The sequence below is a fragment of the Nocardia sp. NPDC058519 genome (genome assembly GCF_042719755.1).
Lineage (GTDB): Bacteria > Actinomycetota > Actinomycetes > Mycobacteriales > Mycobacteriaceae > Nocardia.
In genome coordinates this window covers 24,392-45,708 of record NZ_JBHXNK010000001.1, presented here as the reverse complement: position 1 = coordinate 45,708, position 21,317 = coordinate 24,392, and the positions used below count along the sequence as shown (strand labels likewise).

Genomic DNA, 21,317 nt, shown 5'->3' with positions numbered 1-21,317 from the left:
TATCCGGCGGCTCGAGCGGTGACAATGGTCCACCTGAGCCGGGAACAACCGTGCGGTGGTGGCGGTTGTTCCGCGCATGACGACACTCGGATTGATCGGTAGCGGACATATCGGTTCCACCGTGGCGCGGCTGGCGGTGGACGCGGGCTATGACGTGGTGCTCAGCAACTCGCGCGGACCGGAGACCTTGGCGGATCTGGTCGCCGAGCTGGGTCCGCGGGCACGGGCGGCCACCCCGGCCGAGGCGGCGGCCGCCGGTGATCTCGTGGTGGTGACCGTGCCGTTGAAGGCGTATCGGGAGGTGCCGGTCGCACCGCTCGCGGGCAAGGTCGTGGTCGACACCAACAACTACTATCCCGACCGCGACGGTGCGTTCCCTGATCTCGACGCCGACGAGACCACCACCAGCGAACTGCTGCAACAACACCTTCCCGAATCGAAGGTGGTCAAGGCGTTCAACAACATCGTCTACGCCAACCTCGCCGAACTCGCCCGGCCCGCGGGCGCCGCGGATCGCTCCGCCTTGCCCATCTTCGGCGACGACCCCGACGCCAAGAAGCTGGCAGGCGATGTCATCGACACCATCGGCTATGACGTGGTCGACGGTGGCTCCCTCGCCGAAAGCCGCCGCTCCCAACGGGATACACCGGTCTACATCCATCCCTACGCCGTCGCCGACGGCAACTGGCCGCCCGCCTCGAAGCGTGGCAGCGCCGAGGAGGTACGTGCGGCCCTCGCCGCTGCCGAGGTCTGAGCCCTTTCGGGTGCGTACCAGGTAGGAATCGGGGGTTGTGGGCGTCGGTGCCGACGACGAAACTTGTTGTATGAGTGCGTTGTCGCAGAACCTGATCGACCGGTGGATCGCGTTGGCCGGGGTCGGAGCCGAACAAATCGGTGCCGGGGTGGTGGGGCGCTACAGCGAGCCGCACCGCCGCTACCACACCGGCACGCACCTGGCGGTGATGCTCGCTGCCATCGACGAATTCGCCGGTGCCGCAGCTGATATCGATGCCGTGCGGTACGCGGCGTTCTTCCACGACGCGATCTACGCCGTCGCTCGGGCCGACAACGAGGAGCGCAGCGCCGACCTGGGTCGCGACATCCTCGAATCACTCGGTGCGACAACGGCATTGGTCGAGGAGGTGGTGCGGCTCGTGGTACTCACCCGTGGGCACAACCCACAGCCGGGCGATGCGAACGGCGCGGTGCTCTGTGATGCCGACCTGGTCGTTCTCGGTGGCACACCAGAGGAATACGCCGCCTACACCACCGCGATCCGTGCCGAATACGCCCACGTCCCCGACGACCTGTTCCGGGCAGGTCGCGCGTCGGTACTGCGCAATCTCGCCAACCAGCCCCGCCTGTTCCGCACCGACCTCGCCCACGACCGCTACGAGGCGATCGCCCGTGCCAACCTCGCGGCCGAACTCGCCGAACTCACCGCGGTGATCAGCTGAGGTAACCGGCCGGTCGGTACAGCCTGTGCGACTTGTCAGAGAGCGGTGAGCATTTCGGCGGCCAGTGGGCTCGCGGAGGCGGGGTTCTGACCGGTGTAGAGATTGCGGTCGACCTCGATGTGCGGGGCCCACGGTTCGCCTTCGCGGTAGTCGACACCCAGTGCGACCAGCCGGTCCTGGAGCAGCCACTTCGCCTTGTCGGCGAAGCCTGCCTGAGTCTCCTCCGCATTGCTGAACGCGGTGAGCCGGTAGCCGGCGAAGGGGGAGCTGCCCGACTCCGCGGTGGCGAGCAGCGCGGCGGGGGCGTGGCAGACGATGCCGAGCGGTTTGCCGGAGGCGAGGGCGTCGTTGAGGAGCGTGCCGGAGACCTGGTCGACGGCCAGATCTTGCATCGGGCCGTGACCGCCGGGGTAGAAGACGGCGTCGTAGTCGGCGAGGTCGACCTTGTCGAGGGCGAGCGGACTCCGCAATGCGGTGGCGCCGGCGATGATCTCGGCGACCGCTGCCGCGCCGTCGGCGCCACCGTTGACCTCAGGGGCCAGGCTGGCCTGGTCGACGGCCGCGATCACGCCGTCCGGGGTCGCCACGGTGACGGTGTGCCCCGCCCCGGTGAAGGCCGCATAGGGTGCGGTGAATTCCTCGGCCCAGTAGCCGGTGGGATGTTCGGTGCCGTCGGCCAGTGTCCAATGATCGGCGCCGGTGAGAACGAACAGGATGTTTGCCATGGGAACAACGCTAGGGTCGATGGCATCTCCTGACCAATAGGATTGTCTATATGAGACATAGGTCAGCCGATGGCTCGATGGATCTGGTGCAACTGCGGACCTTCCTGGCCGTCTTCCGCACCGGATCGCTCACCGCGGGCGCGGCCCAGGTGGGGCTGTCCCAGCCGACCGTGACCACGCAGATCCAGGCGCTCGAACGGCACCTCGGCAGGCCGCTGTTCGAACGACTGCCCCGCGGGGTGTCGCCGACTGCCGCCGGTCACGAGCTCGCGGCCAGGGTGAGCGGCCCACTCGAGGCGCTGGAAACGGTCGTGAGCGGTGCGACGGCCGACCGTGTGGCGCCGCCCGAGCCGCCGGTGCTGCTCGGCGGACCGGCGGAGATGCTCGCCGCCAAGGTCGTGCCCGCGCTCGCACCACTGGTCGCCGACGGTGTACGGCTCACCGTCAGCACCGGGCTCACCGACGACCTGCTCGCCCGATTACAGTCGGGCGCGCTGGATCTGGTGTTCGCCACCACGCGCCCGCGGGGGCGGACCGTGCTGGCCGAACCGCTCGTCGACGAGGAATTCCTCCTTGTCGCCGCACCCTCGATCGCCGACCGCATCGACACCGAACGCCTGCGCGCCGACGGCCCGATCGCGCTGGCTGGCATTCCGCTCGTCAGCTACGCCGCGGATCTGCCGATCCTGCGCCGCTACTGGCGCCACGTCTTCGAGACCCGCCTGGAAACCGAGCCGGCTCTGATCGTCGGCGACCTCCGCGCGGTGCTCGCCGCGATCGTCGCGGAGGCGGGGATCAGTGTGCTTCCGCACTACCTGTGCGGCCGGGAACTGGCCGACGGAACGCTGGTGACGCTGCTCGATCCCGTCGACCCGCCGATCAACACCGGATTCCTCGCTCGCCGGGTCGGCGCGCCGTCGCGACCACACGTCGACCTGGTTCACGCCCGATTGGTGGAGGCGGCCCGAGGGTGGCGGGCGGGGTGCGGCGCATGACAGGCAAGCCACTGCTTGCGCTTGACAGGCAAGTGTGGGCTTGCCTATGGTTCGAGGGGAGTGAACGGAGCGTGCTCAGTGACCGATATTTTCACCGCACTGGCGGACTCGACACGACGCGCGCTTCTCGACGAACTGGCCGATCGCGACGGGCAAACCCTGTTCGAACTGTGCGCCCGCCTCGTGAGCAAGCACGACATCAGCTCGTCCCGCCAGGCGATCACCCAGCACCTCGGCGTGCTCGAGGACGCCGGTCTCGTACATACCCGCCGACAAGGCCGATACAAGTTCCATCACGCCGATTTCACGCCGCTGCGGGCGGTGTCGGCGCGATGGCCGATCTCTCAGGAGGACCCATGATCCGCATCGGAGTGACCAGCGTCTTCGTCGACGACCAGGCCAAGGCCGAGGCCTTCTACACCGACGTGCTCGGCTTCCAGGTCAAAGACAAGGTCCCGGTCGGTGAATACGACTGGCTCACCCTCGTCTCGCCCGCCGACGTGGACGGCATCCAGCTGCTGCTCGAGCCCGACCAGCACCCGGCGGCCAAGGCCTACAAAACGGCACTGAGCGCCGAGGGCATCCCCGTCATCGTCTTCACCGTCGACGACCTCGACGCCGAATACCGCCGTCTGCTCGACCGCGGCGTCTTCTTCACCCAGGCCCCCGCCCCCATGGGCCCGGTCAGCACCGCGGTCTTCGACGACACCTGCGGCAACCTCATCCAGCTCATGGCCTCCGTCAGCCAGTGATGATCAGAAGTTCGGTGGGGGAGGCGATTTCGGCTCGCAGGCCCGCTTTGGTGGCTACCCGGGCGACGCCGCGGATGTCGGTGGGATCGGCGCGGGTGAGGACGAGGGCGCGGGCGAGCAGGCCCTTGTGATGCTTGTTGAAGTGGCTGACGACGGTACGTGAGCCGTCGGGGTGTTCGGTGAGGACATTGGCGGTGATGGCGTCGGGGACTCGGCCGAGCTGCTGGTAGGTGCCCGAGCGAAGGTCGATCACGAGCTCGCCCGCGGCTTCCGCGTAGAGGGCGTCGGGCAACACATCGCGCCATACCGCCGAAAGTGTCGGCAGTCCTGGGAGTTTGGTGCCGCCGGAGAGGCGGTAGGCGGGAATGGGGTCCGCCGCGCGGACTGCGCCGAACAGGGCCGAACCGATCCCCAGCCGCGCGTAGGCCTTGGCGCGCTGCACCTTGGTGAACGATGTCGCGTCCAGCGCGTCGTAGAGGACACCGGTGTAGCGCTCCAAGGCCGGGCGCGTCGCCGACGTGCGCAGGCTCGCGTTGCGGGCAACCTCGGCGTCCGCGCCCTTGCCCAATCCGAGTACGGCCGCCGACTGCGCGGGGTCGGCCGCCAGCTGCACCACTTCGGTGATCAATTTGTCGCGGACCGCGCTGAGCTGCGGCATCGCGAGATCGTCGAGGTTCAACGGCGCGCCCGATCCGCCGTCGGATTTGGTTTCGGAGGGAGGCAGCAGCACCAGCACGATCGTCAACGGTAATCGCCGGAGAAACTGCCACCTCGCCCCGCCCCGCCCTGGACCGAGCTGCCGCTGTCGGCAGCCTCGCCCAGGGCAGGCAGAGGCACCGGCACCCGCCTCGAGTTGTGTTCAGCTGCCGCCGAGTTCAGCGCACCGCCTCCAAGAACTTACGAGTGCGCTCGTTGGTCGGCGCCTCGAAGATCTGTTCCGGTGGCCCTTGCTCGATGATCCGGCCGGAGTCGAACATCAGCACCCGGTCCGACACCTCGCGGGCGAAGCGCATCTCGTGGGTGACGATCAGCATGGTGATATCGGTGGTCTCGGCGATCGTGCGCAACACGTCGAGGACGTCACCGACCAGTTCCGGGTCCAAAGCCGAAGTCACCTCGTCGAGCAGCATGACCTTCGGGTCCATCGCGCAACACCGCGCGATCGCGACCCGCTGCTGTTGCCCGCCCGACAGCTGCGAGGGATGCGCGTCGGCCTTGTCCGACAACCCGACCACGTCGAGCAGATGCCGAGCACGTTCGCGCGCTTCGTCTTTCGACTTGCCGAGCACATGAATCGGCGCCTCGGTGATGTTCTCCAGCACCGTCATATTCGGGAACAGGTTGAACTGCTGGAACACCATGCCGATCTTGGTGCGCACCGCGCGCAGGTGTTTCTCCTTGGCGGGCACCAGCTTTCCGCCGCGCTCGGTATGGGTGAGCGGTGCACCGTCGACCCAGATCACGCCGTCGGTGATCGTCTCCAGGGTCATCAGCAGCCGCAGGATGGTGGTCTTGCCGGACCCGGACGGCCCGATCAGGGTGACCTTCTCGCCGCGCCGGACGCTGAAATCGAGTTCGTCCAGCACGGTGAGCGCGCCGAAGCGTTTGACCACCTGATCGAATCGGATCATCTCGTCATCAGTAGTAGGCAAGGCGCTTCTCCAGTCTTCTGATCAGCACAGACGTCGGGTAGCTGGCGACGAGGAAGAACACCCCGGCCATCGTGATCGACTCCAGGTACGCGAAGTTGCGTGCTCCGAATTGCTGTGCGGCGGTCACCAATTCGACGACCGAGATGGCGAACAGGAACGGTGTGTCCTTGAACATCGAGACGGCGTTGGTGCCGAGCGCGGGCAGGCTCGCCCGGATCGCCTGCGGCAGCACCACCGCACCCCAGGTGCGTGCAGGCGGCAACGACAGCGCGCGCGCCGCCTCCCACTGCCCCTTCGGCACCGCCTCGATCCCGGCCCGGTACACCTCGGCCAGGTAGCTCGAGTAGTGGATGCCGAGCACGACGACGCCGATCTGCAACGCCGAGAACTGCGTGAGCAGCGTGTAGGCGAACAGCAACTGCACGACCAGCGGGGTGAGGCGGATGAACTCGCTCACCGCGTGCACCGGTGCGGCGATCGGGCGCGGCATCGTGCGCCGGATCATCGCGATCGCCAGCCCGAGCACCGCGGCCAGCGCGAAGCCGAGCACCGTCGCCAGCAGCGTGATCTGGAAGCCGTCCCAGAGCACCGGCAGCGCTTCGCGGGCGCGCTCCCAACTCCATTCCGCGGTCATGGCGCCACCTTCGTGTCATCGGGGGCGAGGCTCAGCACTTCTTTGAGCGAGGCCCCGCGACCCAGCTTGGTCTTGGCACGGGTTTCGAGCAGGTTCATGCCGAGGGTGAGCAGGTAGCCAAGGACGAAGTAGATGACCAGGCCGACACCGAAGGAGAACAGGGTGTCGCTGGTGGTCTTGCGCAGGTCACCGATCTCGTAGGTCAGGTCGTGCAGGGTGATGTAGGACGCCACCGCGGTGCCCTTGAGCAGGTGGACCAGCAGATTGGTCAACGAGGGCAGCATCAGCGCCCACGCCTGCGGGAACAGCACCCTGCGCATCCGCTGCCACGGACTGAAATTCAGCGCGACCGCCGCCTCGAACTGCGCGCGCGGCACCGCGTTGAGTGCGCCACGCACCACTTCGGCACCGTAGGCGCCGTAGTTCAGGCCAAGCGCCAGGATGCCGCAGAAGAGCGGGTCGAGCTTGTAGCCGAGTAGCGGCAGCACATAGAACAGCCAGAAGATCTGCACCAGAAGTGAAGTGCCGCGGAAGAATTCGATCATGACCCGGGCACTGCCGCGCGCCGCGAGATTGCGCACGCGGGCGGTGGTACCAAGGGCGAGGGCGAGGACGAACGCGAGGAGCGCGCCGCCGATGGTCAGCTCCAGCGTGACGACGATGCCCTTCCACAGCGCGGGAAGGGCATCGCGTACCGCGTCGAAATTGCTCATGCGTGGATCAGATTTCGCCCTTGCACAGCTTGGCCGTCGTGTACTTCGGATCCGGCAGCTCACGTTCGGTGAACCCGAACTTCCCGACGATCGACAGGTACTTGTCCTTGTCGCCGGTGATCTTGGTCAGCTCGGCGTTGTAGGCGGCGAGCAGATCGGGATCGGTGGTGCGGAACACGGTGCCACCGGCGCCGACCTGCGGCTTGCCGTCGATGACGGCCACGAACGACGGTGTCACGTCGACCGCGGCGTTGGGGGTGTGGCTCTTGAGCCAGTTCAGCGAGATCGCGGTGAGCGCGAACACGTCGGCGCGCCCGGAGGTGACCGCGTCCATGCCGTCCTGGGGGGTACCGACCTGGGTGGCGTCGATGCCGAGCGAGCTGGCGTAATCGGATTCGATGGCGCCGGTCATCGCGGCCATCTTCGCGCCGCTCGACTTGATCGATTGCATATCCGTCAAATTCATCGGATTACCGGGTTTCACCATCAGCGCGGTGGTGTACATGAATTCCGGTTCGCTGAAAGATGCCTGTTCACAGCGTTTCGGCAAGATCGACATACCGGCGCTGACCGCATCGAATCGATTGGCCTGCAAGCCGGGGATCAGGGCGCCGAACTCGGTCTGCACACCGTCGACGGTCTTGATGCCGAGGTTGGCGAAGATCTCCTTGTGCAGGGCCACGGTCGCGCCGGTGAGCTGGCCTCCGTCTTCGAACGAATAGGGCGCCTCACCGGCGAAACCCACGGTGATCGTGCCCTTGTCCTTCAGTGACTGCAGGAGCTGACCGCTCTCGGTGGTCTCGGTCTTGGTGCATCCGGCGAGGGCCGCGGCCACCAACGCGGCACCGGCGAACACTGCTGTACAGCGCTTCGACATGGATTTCGTCTCAGCCATTGTGACCTCTCGCAAGGGTAGCGTCGCCGCCACCAATTTTCTGTTGTAAGTGCGTAATTGACTTATCGGGAAAATCTAGTCATCTCGGAATTGCGATATGCGGTTACGTTATCAGGTTGTTATCTGATGATTGAAATAGATTCGTAATGGGTAACCTGATATGCGCTCAATTGCCGGAACCGCTTTTCGGGGTCTGGCGCAGCGCCCAGGTGGTAATCGGCTGTCGCCCGGCCCGGACCAGGGACTACCCTGTGCATCCGTGATCACCCGCCTCTCCCGCCTGTTCCTGCGCACCCTGCGAGACGATCCCGCCGACGCCGAGGTGCCCAGCCACAAACTGCTCGTTCGCGCCGGCTACGTCCGCCGGGTCGCCCCCGGCGTGTACTCGTGGCTGCCGCTCGGTCTGCGCACGCTGCGCAAGATCGAGGACGTGGTGCGCCAGGAGATGGACGCCACCGGCGCCCAGGAGATCTCGCTGCCCGCGCTGCTGCCGCGCGAGCCCTACGAGACCACCAACCGGTGGACCGAGTACGGCCCCGGCCTGTTCCGGCTCAAGGACCGCAAGGGCGGCGACTACCTGCTCGGGCCCACCCACGAGGAGCTCTTCGCGCTCACCGTGAAGGGTGAGTACAACTCCTACAAAGATCTGCCGGTCACCCTCTACCAGATCCAGACCAAGTACCGCGACGAGGAACGGCCCCGCGCGGGCATCCTGCGCGGCCGCGAGTTCGTGATGAAGGACTCCTACTCCTTCGACATCGACGACGACGGTCTGACCAACAGCTACGCCACCCACCGCAAGGCCTACGAGGCGATCTTCGAGCGGCTCGGGGTCGAGTACGTGATCGTGGCCGCCACCTCTGGTGCCATGGGCGGCAGCGCGTCCGAGGAGTTCCTCGCCGCCAGCCCCGTCGGTGAGGACACCTACGTGCGCTGCGTCGAGTCCGGCTACGCGGCGAACGTGGAAGCCGTGGTCACGCCCGCGCCCGCGCCGCTGCCCATCGAGGGCCAGGCCGACGCGGTCGAGTACGACACCCCGAACACCCCCACCATCGCGACGCTGGTCGACTGGGCCAACGAGGCGAAGGTCCTCGACCGCACCGTGACCGCCGCCGACACGTTGAAGAACGTGATGGTGAAGCTGCGCCACCCCGACGGCAAGACCGAGATCCTCGGCATCGGCGTCCCCGGCGACCGCGAGGTCGACGACAAGCGTCTCGGCGCCGCCGTCGAGCCCGCCGAGGTGGAAATGCTCACCGAGGCCGACTTCGTCGCCAACCCGTTCCTCGTGAAGGGCTACATCGGCCCGAAGGGCCTGGCCGCCAACGGTGTTCGCTACCTCGTCGACCCCCGCGTCGTCGACGGCACCGCGTGGATCACCGGCGCCGACGTCAACGGCAAGCACATGGTCGGCCTGGTCGCCGGTCGTGACTTCACCCCCGACGGCACCATCGAGGCCGCCGAGGTCCGCGACGGCGATCCCTCGCCCGACGGCGCCGGCCCGCTGGTGTCCGCGCGCGGCATCGAGATCGGTCACATCTTCCAGCTCGGCCGCAAGTACACCGACGCCTTCGACGTCGACGTGCTCGGCGAGAACGGCAAGCCGGTCCGCCTCACCATGGGCTCCTACGGCATCGGCGTGTCCCGCATGGTCGCGGTGATCGCCGAACAGCAGCACGACGAGAAGGGCCTGCGCTGGCCCGCCGAGGTCGCCCCGTTCGACGTGCACGTGGTGATCGCCAACAAGGACGCCGCCGCCCGCGACGGCGCCGAACACGTCGTCGCCGGCCTGGACGCCGAGGGCCTCGAGGTCCTCTTCGACGACCGCACCGCCTCACCCGGCGTGAAGTTCAAGGACGCCGAACTGCTCGGCATGCCCTGGATTCTCGTCATCGGCCGCGGCTGGGCCGAGGGCAAGGTAGAACTGCGCAACCGCTTCACCGGCGAAGCCGAGGAGATCCCGGCCGAAGACGCCGTCAGCGCGGTCACCGCCAAGATCCGCGGCTGAACTGATTTCACGAATCGCGCTGTCCCACTTCCTGTGGGGCAGCGCGATTTGCTGTCTCCGGCGCCGAGGTCAGCTGAAACTCGCTGGAACCGAACGGGTCTACGGCGCGTCTAATCCAGTGGACGGAGCCGAAAGAACGCCCTGAGATTTGCGTGGTGTGTGCTTCGTTGACAGAGTCTGGTCCGACAGTTCGTCGTTAGGGGGAGGTACAGATGGTCGGCTTCGATCCGAGCCGTGCAGCAGAGGAACTATCGCAGTTCGCAGCCGATTTGGAGCAGAAGGTCCAGCGGTACGAGGAGCTGCAGGGGCAGATGGCGATGACATCGGTGTCCGCGTCGAGCGCGGGCGGGCGCGTGAGCGTCACGGTGGACAGCACCGGGGTGCCGACGGCGATCGGCCTGGGACCGGGTACGCGGAGCATGGACCCCGACGCACTGTCGGCGGAGATCCTCTCGTGTATGCGCAAGGCGCAGGCGAAGATGCGGTCCGAGGTCGCCGATGTCGTGCATCGGGTTGTCGGCGAGGATGCGGCGGGCGCATCGATCCTTGACATTCTCGCCGAGCGATTCCCGGACGTCGAGTCAGAGCCTGCGGGCGAGCATGTTCCGCCCCAGCCCACGTATGCGCCCGCGCCGCCCAGTTCCGCGCCGTCGACGCAGTCGACATGGGAACCGCCTGCCCCTGGGACGTTCAGCCGGAAGCCGGATCGGAATCAGATCGTCACGCCTGACGAACCGGATGACGATGACGAGTACTTCAGCAAGAAGTCATGGCTGGAATGAGGACTTAGATGTGGAACAGCGATGATGTCGTCGTCAAACCCGAGAGCGTCCGTGCGCACGCCGGCGCGGTCGAATCGACGCTCGGGAGCGTCAGCGCAGCCAAGCAGGCCGCCGACTATCTAGCGAAGTTGGATGACGGCTACGGATTGTTGGTCGGGTTGTATGCGGATGCGATAATGAGCTCGCTGCACGATCGGATTACCGACGGCCTGCAGAAGATCGTCGAAACGACCGAGACGCTGCCGAAAACGCTGCGGCACTGCGCGGATACCTTCGAAAACCTCGATGCCGACCGCAAAGCCGCGATCGAGCGTCAGCAAAACCAGATCAAATAGGGGGAACTATGCCGTTCAATGACGCCGCGCCGCCTGCGGGTAATGACTTGATCGACAAGAAAGTCGACGACGACGAGGCTTATGGTTTCGATCAGAAGGCTCTACTCCCCAGGATAACCAGCGACGGTGCCGAATCAGGTCTGGCCAAAGGCACACCGGTCGGAGATGGCTGGGAAGCCGTTGGGCTCGTCAAGGAAGCGTTGAACGGGGAAGACCCGGTCAAGAATCTGTATGGCGCAGCCCTCAAAGCTTCTGCGGTTGCCGTCGCCGCGGCGGACGTGTTGGAGTACCAGAAGCGCATGGCCACAGGGGTTCCCCTGGCGAAGTTCGACCCGTTCAACATTGTGGGCGCGCTGCTGATGGGTTGGATGTTGGAGAATATCGAACCAATGCGCAAGACACTCGATTGGCTCATGGGTAACCCGGATATGGTCAAGGCGTATTCCGCTTCCTGGGAGAACATTTCCAAAGAACTGACCAAAGCCGCCGCGACCTGGAACACCGAACTCCAGAAAGATGTCAGCGAATGGGCCGGAGCCGCCGGCACGGCCTACAAAACCAAGGCTGATGCGTTCATGGCAGACATCGAGGCTAAGTCATCCCTCGCCTCCTCTCTGAGTAAAGTAAATGCAGCGCTCGGCGACATGGTCGAGGGGTTTCGCGGGATGCTGATCGAAGTCCTGAACTGGCTGGCCGGAGTGCTGGTCGAGGCTGCGGCGATCATCATCTGCACCGGGGGAACAGCATCTTTCGGGGCTGTCGCCCGCGCCAGTGTTGGCATTTCGGGCGCGGGTTCAAAGACGGCGCAGATCGTCCGCGCGGTCGTTCTGGAAGCGTCGTCGCTCCTCGGCATGGTGCCGAAACTCATTCAGGCGGTGGAGGGTGCAACGGAGGCCGGCATCAGATCCGCGACCGCGTAGGTCGATAAGATCGCAGAAGGAGATCTGATGGGTAGGTACCGGAGTACATCCGACTTGCCGTTACCGGCGGATTGGAAACGAAAGGCGTTCGGCGCGTACCGTTATATAGTGCTGCCGTTCGCGTGCGCGCTGGCCTTTTGGCCGATGGTGTTCAGCGCGATCTTGGTGATGGTGACGGAATCGGTGGCGGGCGGATTCTTCATACTCGCGCTGATCGGCCCACTGGCCGCCGCGTTGACCTGGTGGGGATTGTCGGAGCTGCCACGAACCGCTCCGGTGGCCGCTGACATTCGTGCCACCGATACGGGTCCCGCACTCGCGTTGCCCGTGGCGCGCCCGTCCTCGGCCGGACGTTTGGTGTGCGTAACGTACGGAGTGGTCGTTCTCGGGGCTGGGTTGTGGCACTTCATCGCATCGTTGAACGATGACTGGTCGATGGGAGCCGCGTACTTCTTCATGATTTCCTTGCCCGCATTGGTCGCTCTACTCATCGGCTTCGGCATCTACCAGCCCCCTCGAAAGACCCTCGGCAACGTCGGCATCGTGCTTACGCCGCAGGACATCGCGATCGACTACGGCAAGGGTCCGACCAGCGTTGCCTGGCAGGACGTCACGGCGGTCGGCGCCCAAAGCCGCAAGGAGTTCCGATTCGGCAGCGGCACCAACGTGATCACCCTTGTCACCGGAGATGCCGATACCGGCTACCGAACCATCGATATCGAACACACCGACCTCGAGACCGACCCGACCCGTCTCTATCACCTGTTCGTCTTCTACGTGCGCAACCCTGGGAGGCGAGGGGAGCTCGGGACCGAACTCGGGCTGGATCGCTTCCTGCGTGCCGGATATGTGGGCGAATACCCCACCCCGGCCACGCTGTGATCGCCCCAGCGCTGGGTGTCATCGAACAGGGCGCCGGGCGGTTCGAACTTACGGCTACGTAGGCGAAAGTGCTGGTAGCGGGTGCGAGGGTCGGCGTGGCGAGTGGGCGGCGCTGATAAGTTAACGGCATGACGAGTTCGCCCAGCCTGCTGTTCAACCCGGCCACCTACGACCCGCAGCATTTCGATGCCGAGACGCGGCGGCTGCTGCGCGCCACCATCGAGTGGTTCGAGTCCAAGGGCAAGGCGCAGCTGCTGGTCGAGGATCGCGACGCGGTGTGGACCTCGGAGTTCCTCGAGTTCGTGGGCAAGGAAAAGCTGTTCGCGACCTTCCTGACCCCGGCCGCCTACGCCGACGGCGACCCGAACAAGCGCTGGGACGCGGCACGCAACGCGGCCCTGGCGGAGATCTTCGGGTTCTACGGGCTGGCGTACTGGTACGCCGAGCAGGTCACCATCCTGGGCCTGGGCCCGATCTGGCAGAGCGACAACGAGATCGCCAAGCGCAAGGCCGCCGCCGACCTCGACGACGGTCAGGTGATGGCGTTCGCGCTGTCCGAGCGCGACCACGGCGCCGACATCTACAACACCGACCTCATCCTCACCCCGAGCGAGCCGGGCAGTGCCGACGCCGAGGCGGGCATCCTGTTCCGGGCGAGCGGCGAGAAGTACTACATCGGCAACGGCAACGTCGCCTCGATGGTGTCGGTGTTCTCCCGGCGCGGTGATGTCGAGGGTCCCGAAGGCTACGTCTGGTTCGCCGCCGACAGCCGCCACGACGACTACCACCTGATCGAGAGCGTCATCCACGGTCAGATGTATGTCAGCCACTTCCGGCTGGAGAACTACCCGGTGACCGCCGCCGACCTGCTCCACGAAGGGCCCGAGGCCTTCTCGGCCGCGCTCAACACCGTCAATGTCGGCAAGTTCAACCTCTGCCACGGCGGCATCGGCATGGTCGAGCACTCGTTCTTCGAGGCCATCACACACGCCAACAACCGCATCCTCTACGGCAACCCGGTCACCGACTTCGCCCATGTGCGAGGTAATTTCGTCGACGCGTACTCGCGGTTGATCGCGATGAAGCTGTTCAGCGACCGCGCCGTCGACTACTTCCGCAGCGCCTCGCTCGAGGACCGCCGCTACCTGCTGTTCAACCCGATGACCAAGTCCAAGGTCACCTCCGAGGCCGAGGTCGCGATGACCCTGCTGCTGGATGTGCTGGCGGCCAAGGGTTTCGAGAAGGCCACCTACTTCGCGCAGGCCTCGCGCTACATCAACCACCTGCCGCGCCTCGAGGGCACCGTGCACGTGAACGTGGGCCAGATCCTGAAGTTCATGCCGAACTACCTGCTCAACCCGAAGGAATACCCGGCGATCGGCACCAACCTCGAAGCCGGTGACCAGCCGTTCTTCTGGCAGCAGGGTCCGGCACGCGGCGCGGGCAAGGTGCAGTTCGCCGACTGGACCCCCGCCTACGAGCAGGCAGCCGAGGTCCCGAATGTCGGCCGGTTCTACGAGCAGGCTCGAGCGCTGCGCAGCCTGCTGCTCACCGCGGCCCCCGACGCGGCCCAGCAGAAGGACCTGGACTTCATGCTGACCATCGGCCACCTGTTCTCCACGGTGGTCTACGGCCAGCTGATCCTCGAGCAGGCCGAGCTCACCGGGCTCGACCGCGATGTGCTCGACCAGATCTTCGACTTCCAGATCCGCGACTTCAACACCCACGCCACGGCGGTGCTCGGCAAGCCGTCGGTCACCGAGGCTCAGCGTGCATGGGCGATCGGGGCACTGCGCAGCCCGGTCGCCGACGCCGAACGGTTCGACCGGGTGTGGCAGCAGGTGGCGGCCTACGACGGCGTGTACGCGATGCGCCCGTAGCAGGCGACCGGTCCCGGGTGGGTCGCTGGATCCACCCGGGACTTCTGTCCGATCCGGCGGACATCGATGAGCGGTGGCCGGGCGCCCGCGAGGGGAGCCGTCGCCTAGGCGCGGCCGGGGAAAGTGACCGTGACCGGCGTCGCCCCCAGAATCGTCTGCCAGCGGGCACGGCGGACAGCGGCTTCGGTGAGCGCTTCCGTCGCGGTGGCACGCACCGATTCGTCGGTCGCGTTCTCGACCACCGCGTACCACGCTGCGGCGCAATCGGATTCGACGCTCACCGCCAGATGTGCCGCCGGGATCGGGTCGTCGACCGGTGCGGGCGGGGTATAGGCGGCGCCGGGGGCGCCCGGTGCCGTGCCGTCAGCTTCGAGCAGCTCGACCGTGGCGTCGCGGCGTGCTCGATGCGCGGCGCTGAACTCCGCGACCAGGCGGGCCCGGTCGGAATTGGCGTACGCGGCGATCAGGCCGTAGGAGTAGACGGCGGCGTACTCGGCATCGAGCGCGTTCTGCAGGAACTTTCGCTGTTCGGTCATGTCAGCAGGACTCCTGCCTGGGTGGCGCAGGCCGCACTGATCGACGCGAGAAGTCCTGCGCGATAACCGGATTCGGTGCGGGCCAGGGTGGCGGCGGACTGTTGGGAGCGGACCAGCTGATCACGCAGCTGTGCGACGGTGGCAGGCTGCGCGGCCGCTGTCTCGACTTCCGAGGCGGGCACCGGGGAACCGTCGGGGCCGGGCACGGTCAGCGACCCCGTGCGATGGACGGGGGTGGTGCCGTCGCCGTAGACGCCGATCACCCGGTCGATTTCGGTGCGCAACGCGTCGGCATGGGCGGTGCGCTCGGTGGCGATCGTGCTCAGCGCGGCGTTCGACTGCGGCGCCAGCGCGATCGCGGCCGTCGCGGCGGCGGCATCGGCTCGGGCCAGAACCTCTTGCGCGGCAAGAGGATCCGGCGCGTGCACGGTATCGTCCTCGGCGCAGGCGGCCAGCGTGGCCACCGCGGGAATGCTGATCGCGCTCGCGCCGACCAGTCGGAGCAGTGTGCGGCGGCGCCAGGTCGACCGTGTGTCGGCCGGAGCGGGCGCCGATGATGAAAGCTGCTGCACCGGTGTGGGATGCGGCACTATGGCGGATAGGTGCGACGGGGTCGCGCCGGTGGGAGCCGGCGTCGACCCGGCGAGGTGCGCGGTGGCAGGCTCGACCCGCAAGTGCTGGGGTTCGTGCCGGTCGGAGCGCATGCCGGAAGGTCGCCCGGCTCTCGGCGGGACGGTATGGCGGTGGGGCACGTGCACCATCGTGCCAGATCGCGCGCGGGTAGCTCGCGCGCGCGGCGACACACCTCGGGCACGCCGAGCCGGACCGGTGCGCAGCGCCCAGCGCCTGGTCCTTTACACTCTCTGAGCGCGTTACGCTAGACCTTCGGCGTAGATATTTCCGATCGCGTCACAACTGAACCAGGAGCCGCCCATATGCCGATGCCCACCGAGGAAAGGGTGAGCCAGCTTGTCGCTGAGCTCGTCGCACGCCGGGGATTCGACCTCGAGGGCGTCGCGATCGTGGCTGCGGGCAACGGCGAGTTGGCTCCGGTTCGGGTGAAGGTCACCGTCGACAGCGACGGCACGGCGAACCTGGACGCCATCGCCGCGCTCAGCCGCGAGATGTCCGAACTTCTCGATGCCGCAGGCGATTTCGGCGAATCCGCCTATCTGCTCGAAGTGACGACGCCCGGCGTGGAGCGCCCGCTCACCACCGAACGGCACTGGCGGCGCGCACAGGGCCGCAAGGTCCGCGTCAAGCTGGCCGACGGTGCCGAGCGGATCGAGGGCAAGGCCCGTTTCGACGCGCGCGTCGGCCTGCTCGCCGACGACGCCACCACCATCGCACTCGTCATCGGCGGCAAGGCGAAGCCGCATCGCGTTCCTGTTCGGATCGCCGATATCGCCGAGGCTGTCGTCCAGGTCGAATTCAACGCACCGGGCGCCGCCGAACTCGAACTCGCCGGCGGCATCGCGCCGGGCCGCCCGGTACCGGGCGAAGAGCCCGCCGACCTGGCCGCGCCAGGACAACACCTTGACACTCCCACCGAAGGGGTTGCGGAATGAATATTGAAATCGAAGCCTTGCGGGCGATTGTCGCCGACAAAGGCATCTCGATCGAGACCGTGATCTCGGCGATCGAGTCGGCGCTGCTCACCGCCTACCGGCACACCGACGGCCACGAGGCCAACGCGCGCATCGACATCAACCAGAAGACCGGTGTGGTGCGGGTGATGGCGCGCGAACTCGACGCCGACGGCAACCTCGTGTCCGAATGGGACGACACCCCGGAGGGGTTCGGCCGCATCGCCGCGACCACCGCCCGCCAGGTGGTGCTGCAGCGGCTGCGTGACGCCGAGAACGAGAAGTCCTTCGGCGATTTCGCCACCCATGAGGGCGAGATCGTCGGCGGTGTGGTCCAGCGCGACGCCAGGGCCAATGCCCGCGGCATCGTGGTGGTTCGCATCGGCAGCGAGGCCAACGGCGCCGAGGGCCTGATCCCGCCCGCCGAACAGGTGCCGGGGGAGACCTACGAGCACGGCGACCGGATCAAGTGCTACGTCTACGGCGTCTCGCGCGGCCCGCGTGGCCCGCAGATCCAGCTCTCGCGCACCCACCCGAACCTGGTGCGGCGGCTGTTCTCGCTCGAGGTGCCCGAGATCGCCGACGGCTCCGTCGAGATCGTCGCGGTCGCCCGCGAGTCGGGACACCGTTCCAAGATCGCCGTGCAGTCCACCGTGCCCGGCGTGAACGCCAAGGGCGCGTGCATCGGCCCGATGGGCCAGCGCGTGCGCAATGTGATGAGCGAACTGGCGGGCGAGAAGATCGATATCATCGACTACGCCGAGGATCCGGCGACCTTCGTCGGCAATGCGCTCTCGCCGTCGAAGGTGGTATCGGTCACTGTCGTCGACCCCGACGCCAGGGCTGCCCGCGTGATCGTGCCGGACTTCCAGCTCTCCCTCGCCATCGGCAAGGAGGGCCAGAATGCCCGCCTGGCCGCCCGTCTGACGGGCTGGCGCATCGATATCCGCAGCGACGCGGCTCCGCAACCGGACGACTCCACCCGGCCGGAAGCGCACCGTAGTTGATCCAGGCACATCGAATCCCTGCCTGCGGATGACATGTTGGTAACTTCCGGAGGGGAGGGGTTCGTTGTTATGACCGGGTCACCGGTAGAGTGGGTACAGGACCGGCCCGCGCAATCCGTTCGCACCTGTATCGGATGCCGTCAGCGTGAGCCATCTGCCGACCTGTTGCGGATCGTTGCGCAGCATCGGAACACCGATGTCGCGATTGTTCCCGATCCGCGGCGCAGACTTCCCGGACGGGGTGCCTGGCTGCACCCCGTTTCAGCTTGTTTGCGTTCCGCAGAGCGGCGCCGAGCATTCGGCAGAGCCCTACGAGTGTCCGGAAATCTGGATATCTCAGCCCTGGAGCAGTACCTCGAGAACAGGCACGAGCACTCATGAGCACACCGTGAAGCACCAACGATGAACGTCCGTCGGAGATAACCCGAGGTCGTGCGGGCCCGCCTTACCTAGGCGGCGTCACTGCTCGGCCTCTCAGTGAGGAGAGCAGTGGCAGGCAAGGCCCGCGTGCACGAGTTGGCTAAAGAGCTCGGTGTCACAAGCAAGGAACTACTCGCGAAGCTCAAGGAGCAAGGCGAGTTCGTGAAGTCGGCGTCCTCGACGGTGGAAGCACCCGTCGCACGTCGTCTGCGCGAATCTCTGGCGTCGAAGTCCGCTCCGGCGGCCGATGCCAAGTCGGCGGCCCGTCCCGGCCCGTCGTCGGCAGCAGCAGCCCGTCCGGCTGCCAAGCCCACCCCCGGTGGCCCCCGCCCCGGTCCGCGTCCGGCTCCGGCCGCTCCCGCCCCGGCAGCTGCTGCTGCCGCGCCGGCTGCGCCGAAGGCCGAACCGGCCGCTCCGGTCGAGGCGAAGCCCGCTGCTCCGGCACCCGCGAGCCCCGCTCCGGCCGCCGCGCAGTCGGCTCCGGCCGCCAAGCCCGCAAGCGCCCCCGCGCCCGGTCCGCGTCCGGCTCCCGCCGCGCCGCGTCCGGCACAGGCTCCCGCCGCGGGTCAGACCCGTCCGGGTCAGGCAACCCCCGGTGCGGCCGCACCGGGTCCGCGGCCGGCAGGTCCCGGCCCGAAGCCGGGGCCCAAGGCTCCGCGCGTCGGCAACAACCCGTTCAGCTCGGCGCCCGATCGTGAGCGTCCGGCACCGCGTCCCGCCCCGCAGGGTGGTCCGCGGCCGACTCCGGGTCAGGGCGGTCCCCGTCCGGCTCCCGGTCAGGGTGGCCCGCGTCCGGCTCCCGGTCAGGGCGGTCCCCGCCCCGGTCAGGGTGGCGGCCAGGGTCAGCGTCCGGCCGCCGCGCAGGGCGGTGCCCCGCGTCCCGGTGGTCCCCGTCCCAACCCGGGTTCGATGCCTCCGCGTCCGAACCCCGGTGCCATGCCCGCGCGCTCCGCACGTCCCGGCCCCGCGGCCGGTGGCCGTCCGGGTCGTCCCGGTGGCGCTCCCGGCGGTGGCGGCGCAGGCCGTCCCGGTGGTGGCGGCGGTGGCGGCTACCGCGGTGGCGGTGGCGGTGCCCCCGGCGCTCCCGGCGCCGGTGCCGGTGCTCCCGCGGCCGGTGGTTTCCGTGGTCGTCCCGGTGGCGGCGGCGGTCGTCCCGGTGGTCCCGGTGGCCGTGGTGGCGCGGCAGGCGCGTTCGGTCGTCCCGGCGGCGCTGTCCGTCGTGGTCGCAAGTCGAAGCGGGCGAAGCGCGCCGAGTACGAGAACATGCAGGCTCCCGCCGTCGGTGGCGTGCGGCTGCCCCGCGGCAACGGCGAGATCATCCGTCTCGCCCGCGGCGCGTCGCTGTCGGACTTCGCCGAGAAGATCGACGCGAACCCCGCTGCTCTCGTGCAGGCACTGTTCAACCTCGGCGAGATGGTCACCGCGACCCAGTCGGTGAACGACGAGACCCTCGAGCTGCTCGGCGGCGAGATGAACTACGTCGTCCACGTGGTCAGCCCCGAGGACGAAGATCGCGAACTGCTGCAGTCGTTCGACCTCACCTACGGCGAGGACGCCGGCGGCGAGGACGACCTCGAACACCGTCCGCCGGTCGTGACCGTCATGGGTCACGTCGACCACGGTAAGACCCGACTGCTCGACACGATCCGTAAGGCCAACGTCGCTGAGGGCGAGGCCGGTGGCATCACCCAGCACATCGGTGCCTACCAGGTGCTCACCAACCTCAACGAGGAAGAGCGCCTGATCACCTTCATCGACACCCCGGGTCACGAGGCGTTCACCGCCATGCGTGCTCGTGGTGCGAAGGCCACCGATATCGCGATCCTCGTGGTCGCGGCCGACGACGGCGTCATGCCGCAGACGGTGGAAGCGATCAACCACGCGCAGGCCGCTGATGTGCCGATCGTCGTCGCGATCAACAAGATCGACAAAGAGGGTGCGAACCCGGACAAGATCAAGCAGCAGCTCACCGAGTACGGCCTGGTCACCGAGGAGTACGGCGGCGACACCATGTTCGTCAACATCTCGGCCAAGCAGGGCACCAACATCGATCAGCTGCTCGAAGCGGTGCTGTTGACCGCGGATGCCTCGCTCGACCTGCGGGCCAACCCGGACATGGACGCCCAGGGTGTCGCCATCGAGGCGCACCTCGACCGCGGCCGTGGCCCCGTGGCCACCGTGCTCATCCAGCGCGGCACGCTGCACGTCGGTGACTCGATCGTGGCGGGCGACGCCTACGGTCGCGTCCGTCGCATGGTCGACGAGCACGGCGAGGACGTCCACGCGGCGACCCCGTCGCGCCCGGTCCAGGTCATCGGTTTCACCTCCGTCCCCGGCGCTGGTGACAACCTGATCGTGGTCGAGGAAGACCGCATCGCCCGTCAGATCGCCGACCGCCGCAATGCGCGCAAGCGCAACGCGCTGGCCGCTCGCAGCCGCAAGCGGATCAGCCTGGAAGATCTGGATGCCGCCCTGAAGGAGACTTCGGAGCTCAACCTGATCCTCAAGGGCGACAACTCCGGTACCGTCGAGGCCCTCGAAGAGGCCCTGCTCGGTATCGAGATCGACGACGAGGTGCGTCTGCGCGTCATCGACCGCGGTGTCGGTGGCGTCACCGAGACCAACGTCAACCTGGCGTCGGCCTCCAACGCGATCATCATCGGCTTCAACGTCCGCGCGGAGGGCAAGGCCACTGAGCTGGCCAACCGCGAAGGCGTGGATATCCGGTACTACTCGGTGATCTACCAGGCGATCGACGAGATCGAGAAGGCCCTCAAGGGCATGCTCAAGCCGATCTACGAAGAGGTCGAGCTGGGCCGCGCCGAGATCCGCGCGATCTTCCGTTCGTCGAAGATCGGCAACATCGCCGGTTGCATGGTCACCTCCGGCTCGGTCAAGCGCAACGCCAAGGCGCGCCTGATCCGTGACGGTCGAGTGGTCGCGGAGACGATGACCATCTCCTCGCTCAAGCGGGAGAAGGACGACGCTCCTGAGGTTCGCGAAGGTTTCGAGTGCGGTATGACCGTCACCTACAGCGACATCAAGGACGGCGACATCATCGAGGCTTACGAGCTTCGTGAAAAGCCGCGCGACTGATCAACGCAATATCGCCGCACCCACGCCGCATCCGATTCCTCG

At 67.1% G+C, this 21,317-nt stretch carries 23 protein-coding genes; 15 read left to right on the top strand and 8 right to left on the bottom strand.

What is annotated here, in order from left to right; genetic code table 11:
* Positions 1 to 76 precede the first annotated feature (76 nt).
* Both ACFWPK_RS00200 and ACFWPK_RS00195 read left to right on the top strand, forming a co-directional pair.
* Complete coding sequence (locus tag ACFWPK_RS00200; protein WP_378912318.1) at positions 77 to 754, top strand: NADPH-dependent F420 reductase; 678 nt, start codon at positions 77 to 79, stop codon at positions 752 to 754.
* Positions 755 to 824: 70 nt separating this feature from the next.
* Positions 825 to 1,457: a metal-dependent phosphohydrolase gene (locus ACFWPK_RS00195; RefSeq protein WP_378912317.1), complete on the top strand. Its 633-nt coding sequence runs from the start codon at positions 825 to 827 to the stop codon at positions 1,455 to 1,457.
* 35 nt (positions 1,458 to 1,492) lie between these two features.
* On the opposite strand, the gene ACFWPK_RS00190 is transcribed toward ACFWPK_RS00195, so the two are convergent.
* Positions 1,493 to 2,182, bottom strand: a complete 690-nt coding sequence (locus ACFWPK_RS00190) for a type 1 glutamine amidotransferase domain-containing protein (protein WP_378912316.1) — start codon at positions 2,180 to 2,182, stop codon at positions 1,493 to 1,495.
* Positions 2,183 to 2,232: 50 nt separating this feature from the next.
* Between ACFWPK_RS00190 and ACFWPK_RS00185 the strand changes: the two genes are divergently transcribed.
* The 3 genes from ACFWPK_RS00185 to ACFWPK_RS00175 all read left to right on the top strand — a co-directional run bounded on the left by ACFWPK_RS00185 (position 2,233) and on the right by ACFWPK_RS00175 (position 3,929).
* Entirely contained in the window at positions 2,233 to 3,177 is a 945-nt protein-coding gene (locus tag ACFWPK_RS00185; RefSeq protein ID WP_378912315.1) for a LysR family transcriptional regulator, read from the top strand.
* Between the two features lie 78 nt (positions 3,178 to 3,255).
* On the top strand, positions 3,256 to 3,537 hold the full coding sequence (locus tag ACFWPK_RS00180) for an ArsR/SmtB family transcription factor (RefSeq protein ID WP_378912314.1): 282 nt from the start codon (positions 3,256 to 3,258) through the stop codon (positions 3,535 to 3,537).
* A complete protein-coding gene (locus tag ACFWPK_RS00175) occupies positions 3,537 to 3,929 on the top strand; it encodes a VOC family protein (protein WP_378912735.1) in 393 nt (130 codons plus the stop codon). Before ACFWPK_RS00180 ends, ACFWPK_RS00175 begins: the two co-directional genes overlap by 1 nt.
* On the opposite strand, the gene yaaA is transcribed toward ACFWPK_RS00175, so the two are convergent.
* The 5 genes from yaaA to ehuB form a co-directional block, all read right to left on the bottom strand.
* On the bottom strand, positions 3,919 to 4,665 hold the full coding sequence (gene yaaA / locus ACFWPK_RS00170; RefSeq protein ID WP_378912313.1) for a peroxide stress protein YaaA: 747 nt from the start codon (positions 4,663 to 4,665) through the stop codon (positions 3,919 to 3,921). The genes ACFWPK_RS00175 and yaaA overlap by 11 nt on opposite strands.
* Before the next feature lie 139 nt (positions 4,666 to 4,804).
* Positions 4,805 to 5,560, bottom strand: coding sequence for an ectoine/hydroxyectoine ABC transporter ATP-binding protein EhuA (gene ehuA / locus ACFWPK_RS00165; protein WP_378912312.1), 756 nt, complete (start codon positions 5,558 to 5,560; stop codon positions 4,805 to 4,807).
* A gap of 7 nt (positions 5,561 to 5,567) precedes the next feature.
* Positions 5,568 to 6,215 carry an ectoine/hydroxyectoine ABC transporter permease subunit EhuD gene (gene ehuD / locus ACFWPK_RS00160; protein ID WP_378912311.1) on the bottom strand — a complete coding sequence of 216 codons (648 nt, stop codon included), beginning with the start codon at positions 6,213 to 6,215 and terminating at the stop codon, positions 5,568 to 5,570.
* A complete protein-coding gene (gene ehuC / locus ACFWPK_RS00155; RefSeq protein ID WP_378912310.1) occupies positions 6,212 to 6,928 on the bottom strand; it encodes an ectoine/hydroxyectoine ABC transporter permease subunit EhuC in 717 nt (238 codons plus the stop codon). Before ehuC ends, ehuD begins: the two co-directional genes overlap by 4 nt.
* Before the next feature lie 7 nt (positions 6,929 to 6,935).
* A complete protein-coding gene (ehuB, locus tag ACFWPK_RS00150) occupies positions 6,936 to 7,823 on the bottom strand; it encodes an ectoine/hydroxyectoine ABC transporter substrate-binding protein EhuB (RefSeq protein ID WP_378912309.1) in 888 nt (295 codons plus the stop codon).
* 259 nt (positions 7,824 to 8,082) lie between these two features.
* Between ehuB and ACFWPK_RS00145 the strand changes: the two genes are divergently transcribed.
* The 6 genes from ACFWPK_RS00145 to ACFWPK_RS00120 all read left to right on the top strand — a co-directional run bounded on the left by ACFWPK_RS00145 (position 8,083) and on the right by ACFWPK_RS00120 (position 14,630).
* A complete protein-coding gene (locus tag ACFWPK_RS00145) occupies positions 8,083 to 9,831 on the top strand; it encodes a proline--tRNA ligase (protein ID WP_378912308.1) in 1,749 nt (582 codons plus the stop codon).
* 212 nt (positions 9,832 to 10,043) lie between these two features.
* The gene (locus ACFWPK_RS00140; RefSeq protein ID WP_378912307.1) at positions 10,044 to 10,613 is read left to right on the top strand and encodes a YbaB/EbfC family nucleoid-associated protein; all 570 of its coding nucleotides are present in this window, start codon (positions 10,044 to 10,046) and stop codon (positions 10,611 to 10,613) included.
* An 8-nt stretch (positions 10,614 to 10,621) separates the two neighbouring features.
* A complete protein-coding gene (locus ACFWPK_RS00135; protein WP_378912306.1) occupies positions 10,622 to 10,948 on the top strand; it encodes a type VII secretion target in 327 nt (108 codons plus the stop codon).
* Between the two features lie 8 nt (positions 10,949 to 10,956).
* Positions 10,957 to 11,868, top strand: coding sequence for a hypothetical protein (locus ACFWPK_RS00130; protein ID WP_378912305.1), 912 nt, complete (start codon positions 10,957 to 10,959; stop codon positions 11,866 to 11,868).
* Positions 11,869 to 11,976: 108 nt separating this feature from the next.
* Positions 11,977 to 12,750: a hypothetical protein gene (locus tag ACFWPK_RS00125; RefSeq protein ID WP_378912304.1), complete on the top strand. Its 774-nt coding sequence runs from the start codon at positions 11,977 to 11,979 to the stop codon at positions 12,748 to 12,750.
* A 128-nt stretch (positions 12,751 to 12,878) separates the two neighbouring features.
* A complete protein-coding gene (locus ACFWPK_RS00120) occupies positions 12,879 to 14,630 on the top strand; it encodes an acyl-CoA dehydrogenase family protein (RefSeq protein WP_378912303.1) in 1,752 nt (583 codons plus the stop codon).
* Between the two features lie 104 nt (positions 14,631 to 14,734).
* Here ACFWPK_RS00120 and ACFWPK_RS00115 read toward each other — a convergent pair whose 3' ends face one another.
* Entirely contained in the window at positions 14,735 to 15,166 is a 432-nt protein-coding gene (locus tag ACFWPK_RS00115; protein ID WP_378912302.1) for a ferritin-like domain-containing protein, read from the bottom strand.
* The gene (locus tag ACFWPK_RS00110; protein WP_378912301.1) at positions 15,163 to 15,918 is read right to left on the bottom strand and encodes a hypothetical protein; all 756 of its coding nucleotides are present in this window, start codon (positions 15,916 to 15,918) and stop codon (positions 15,163 to 15,165) included. The genes ACFWPK_RS00115 and ACFWPK_RS00110 overlap by 4 nt, the downstream gene beginning before the upstream one ends.
* Positions 15,919 to 16,101: 183 nt before the next feature.
* On the opposite strand from ACFWPK_RS00110, the gene rimP reads away from it, so the two are divergent.
* From rimP to infB, 4 genes are all read left to right on the top strand, one after another.
* Positions 16,102 to 16,734, top strand: coding sequence for a ribosome maturation factor RimP (rimP, locus tag ACFWPK_RS00105; RefSeq protein WP_378912300.1), 633 nt, complete (start codon positions 16,102 to 16,104; stop codon positions 16,732 to 16,734).
* Entirely contained in the window at positions 16,731 to 17,759 is a 1,029-nt protein-coding gene (gene nusA / locus ACFWPK_RS00100) for a transcription termination factor NusA (RefSeq protein ID WP_378912299.1), read from the top strand. Before rimP ends, nusA begins: the two co-directional genes overlap by 4 nt.
* Before the next feature lie 69 nt (positions 17,760 to 17,828).
* Complete coding sequence (locus ACFWPK_RS00095; RefSeq protein WP_378912298.1) at positions 17,829 to 18,140, top strand: YlxR family protein; 312 nt, start codon at positions 17,829 to 17,831, stop codon at positions 18,138 to 18,140.
* Positions 18,141 to 18,248: 108 nt separating this feature from the next.
* Positions 18,249 to 21,275, top strand: a complete 3,027-nt coding sequence (infB, locus tag ACFWPK_RS00090; RefSeq protein ID WP_378912297.1) for a translation initiation factor IF-2 — start codon at positions 18,249 to 18,251, stop codon at positions 21,273 to 21,275.
* The last annotated feature ends 42 nt before the right edge of the window (positions 21,276 to 21,317 follow it).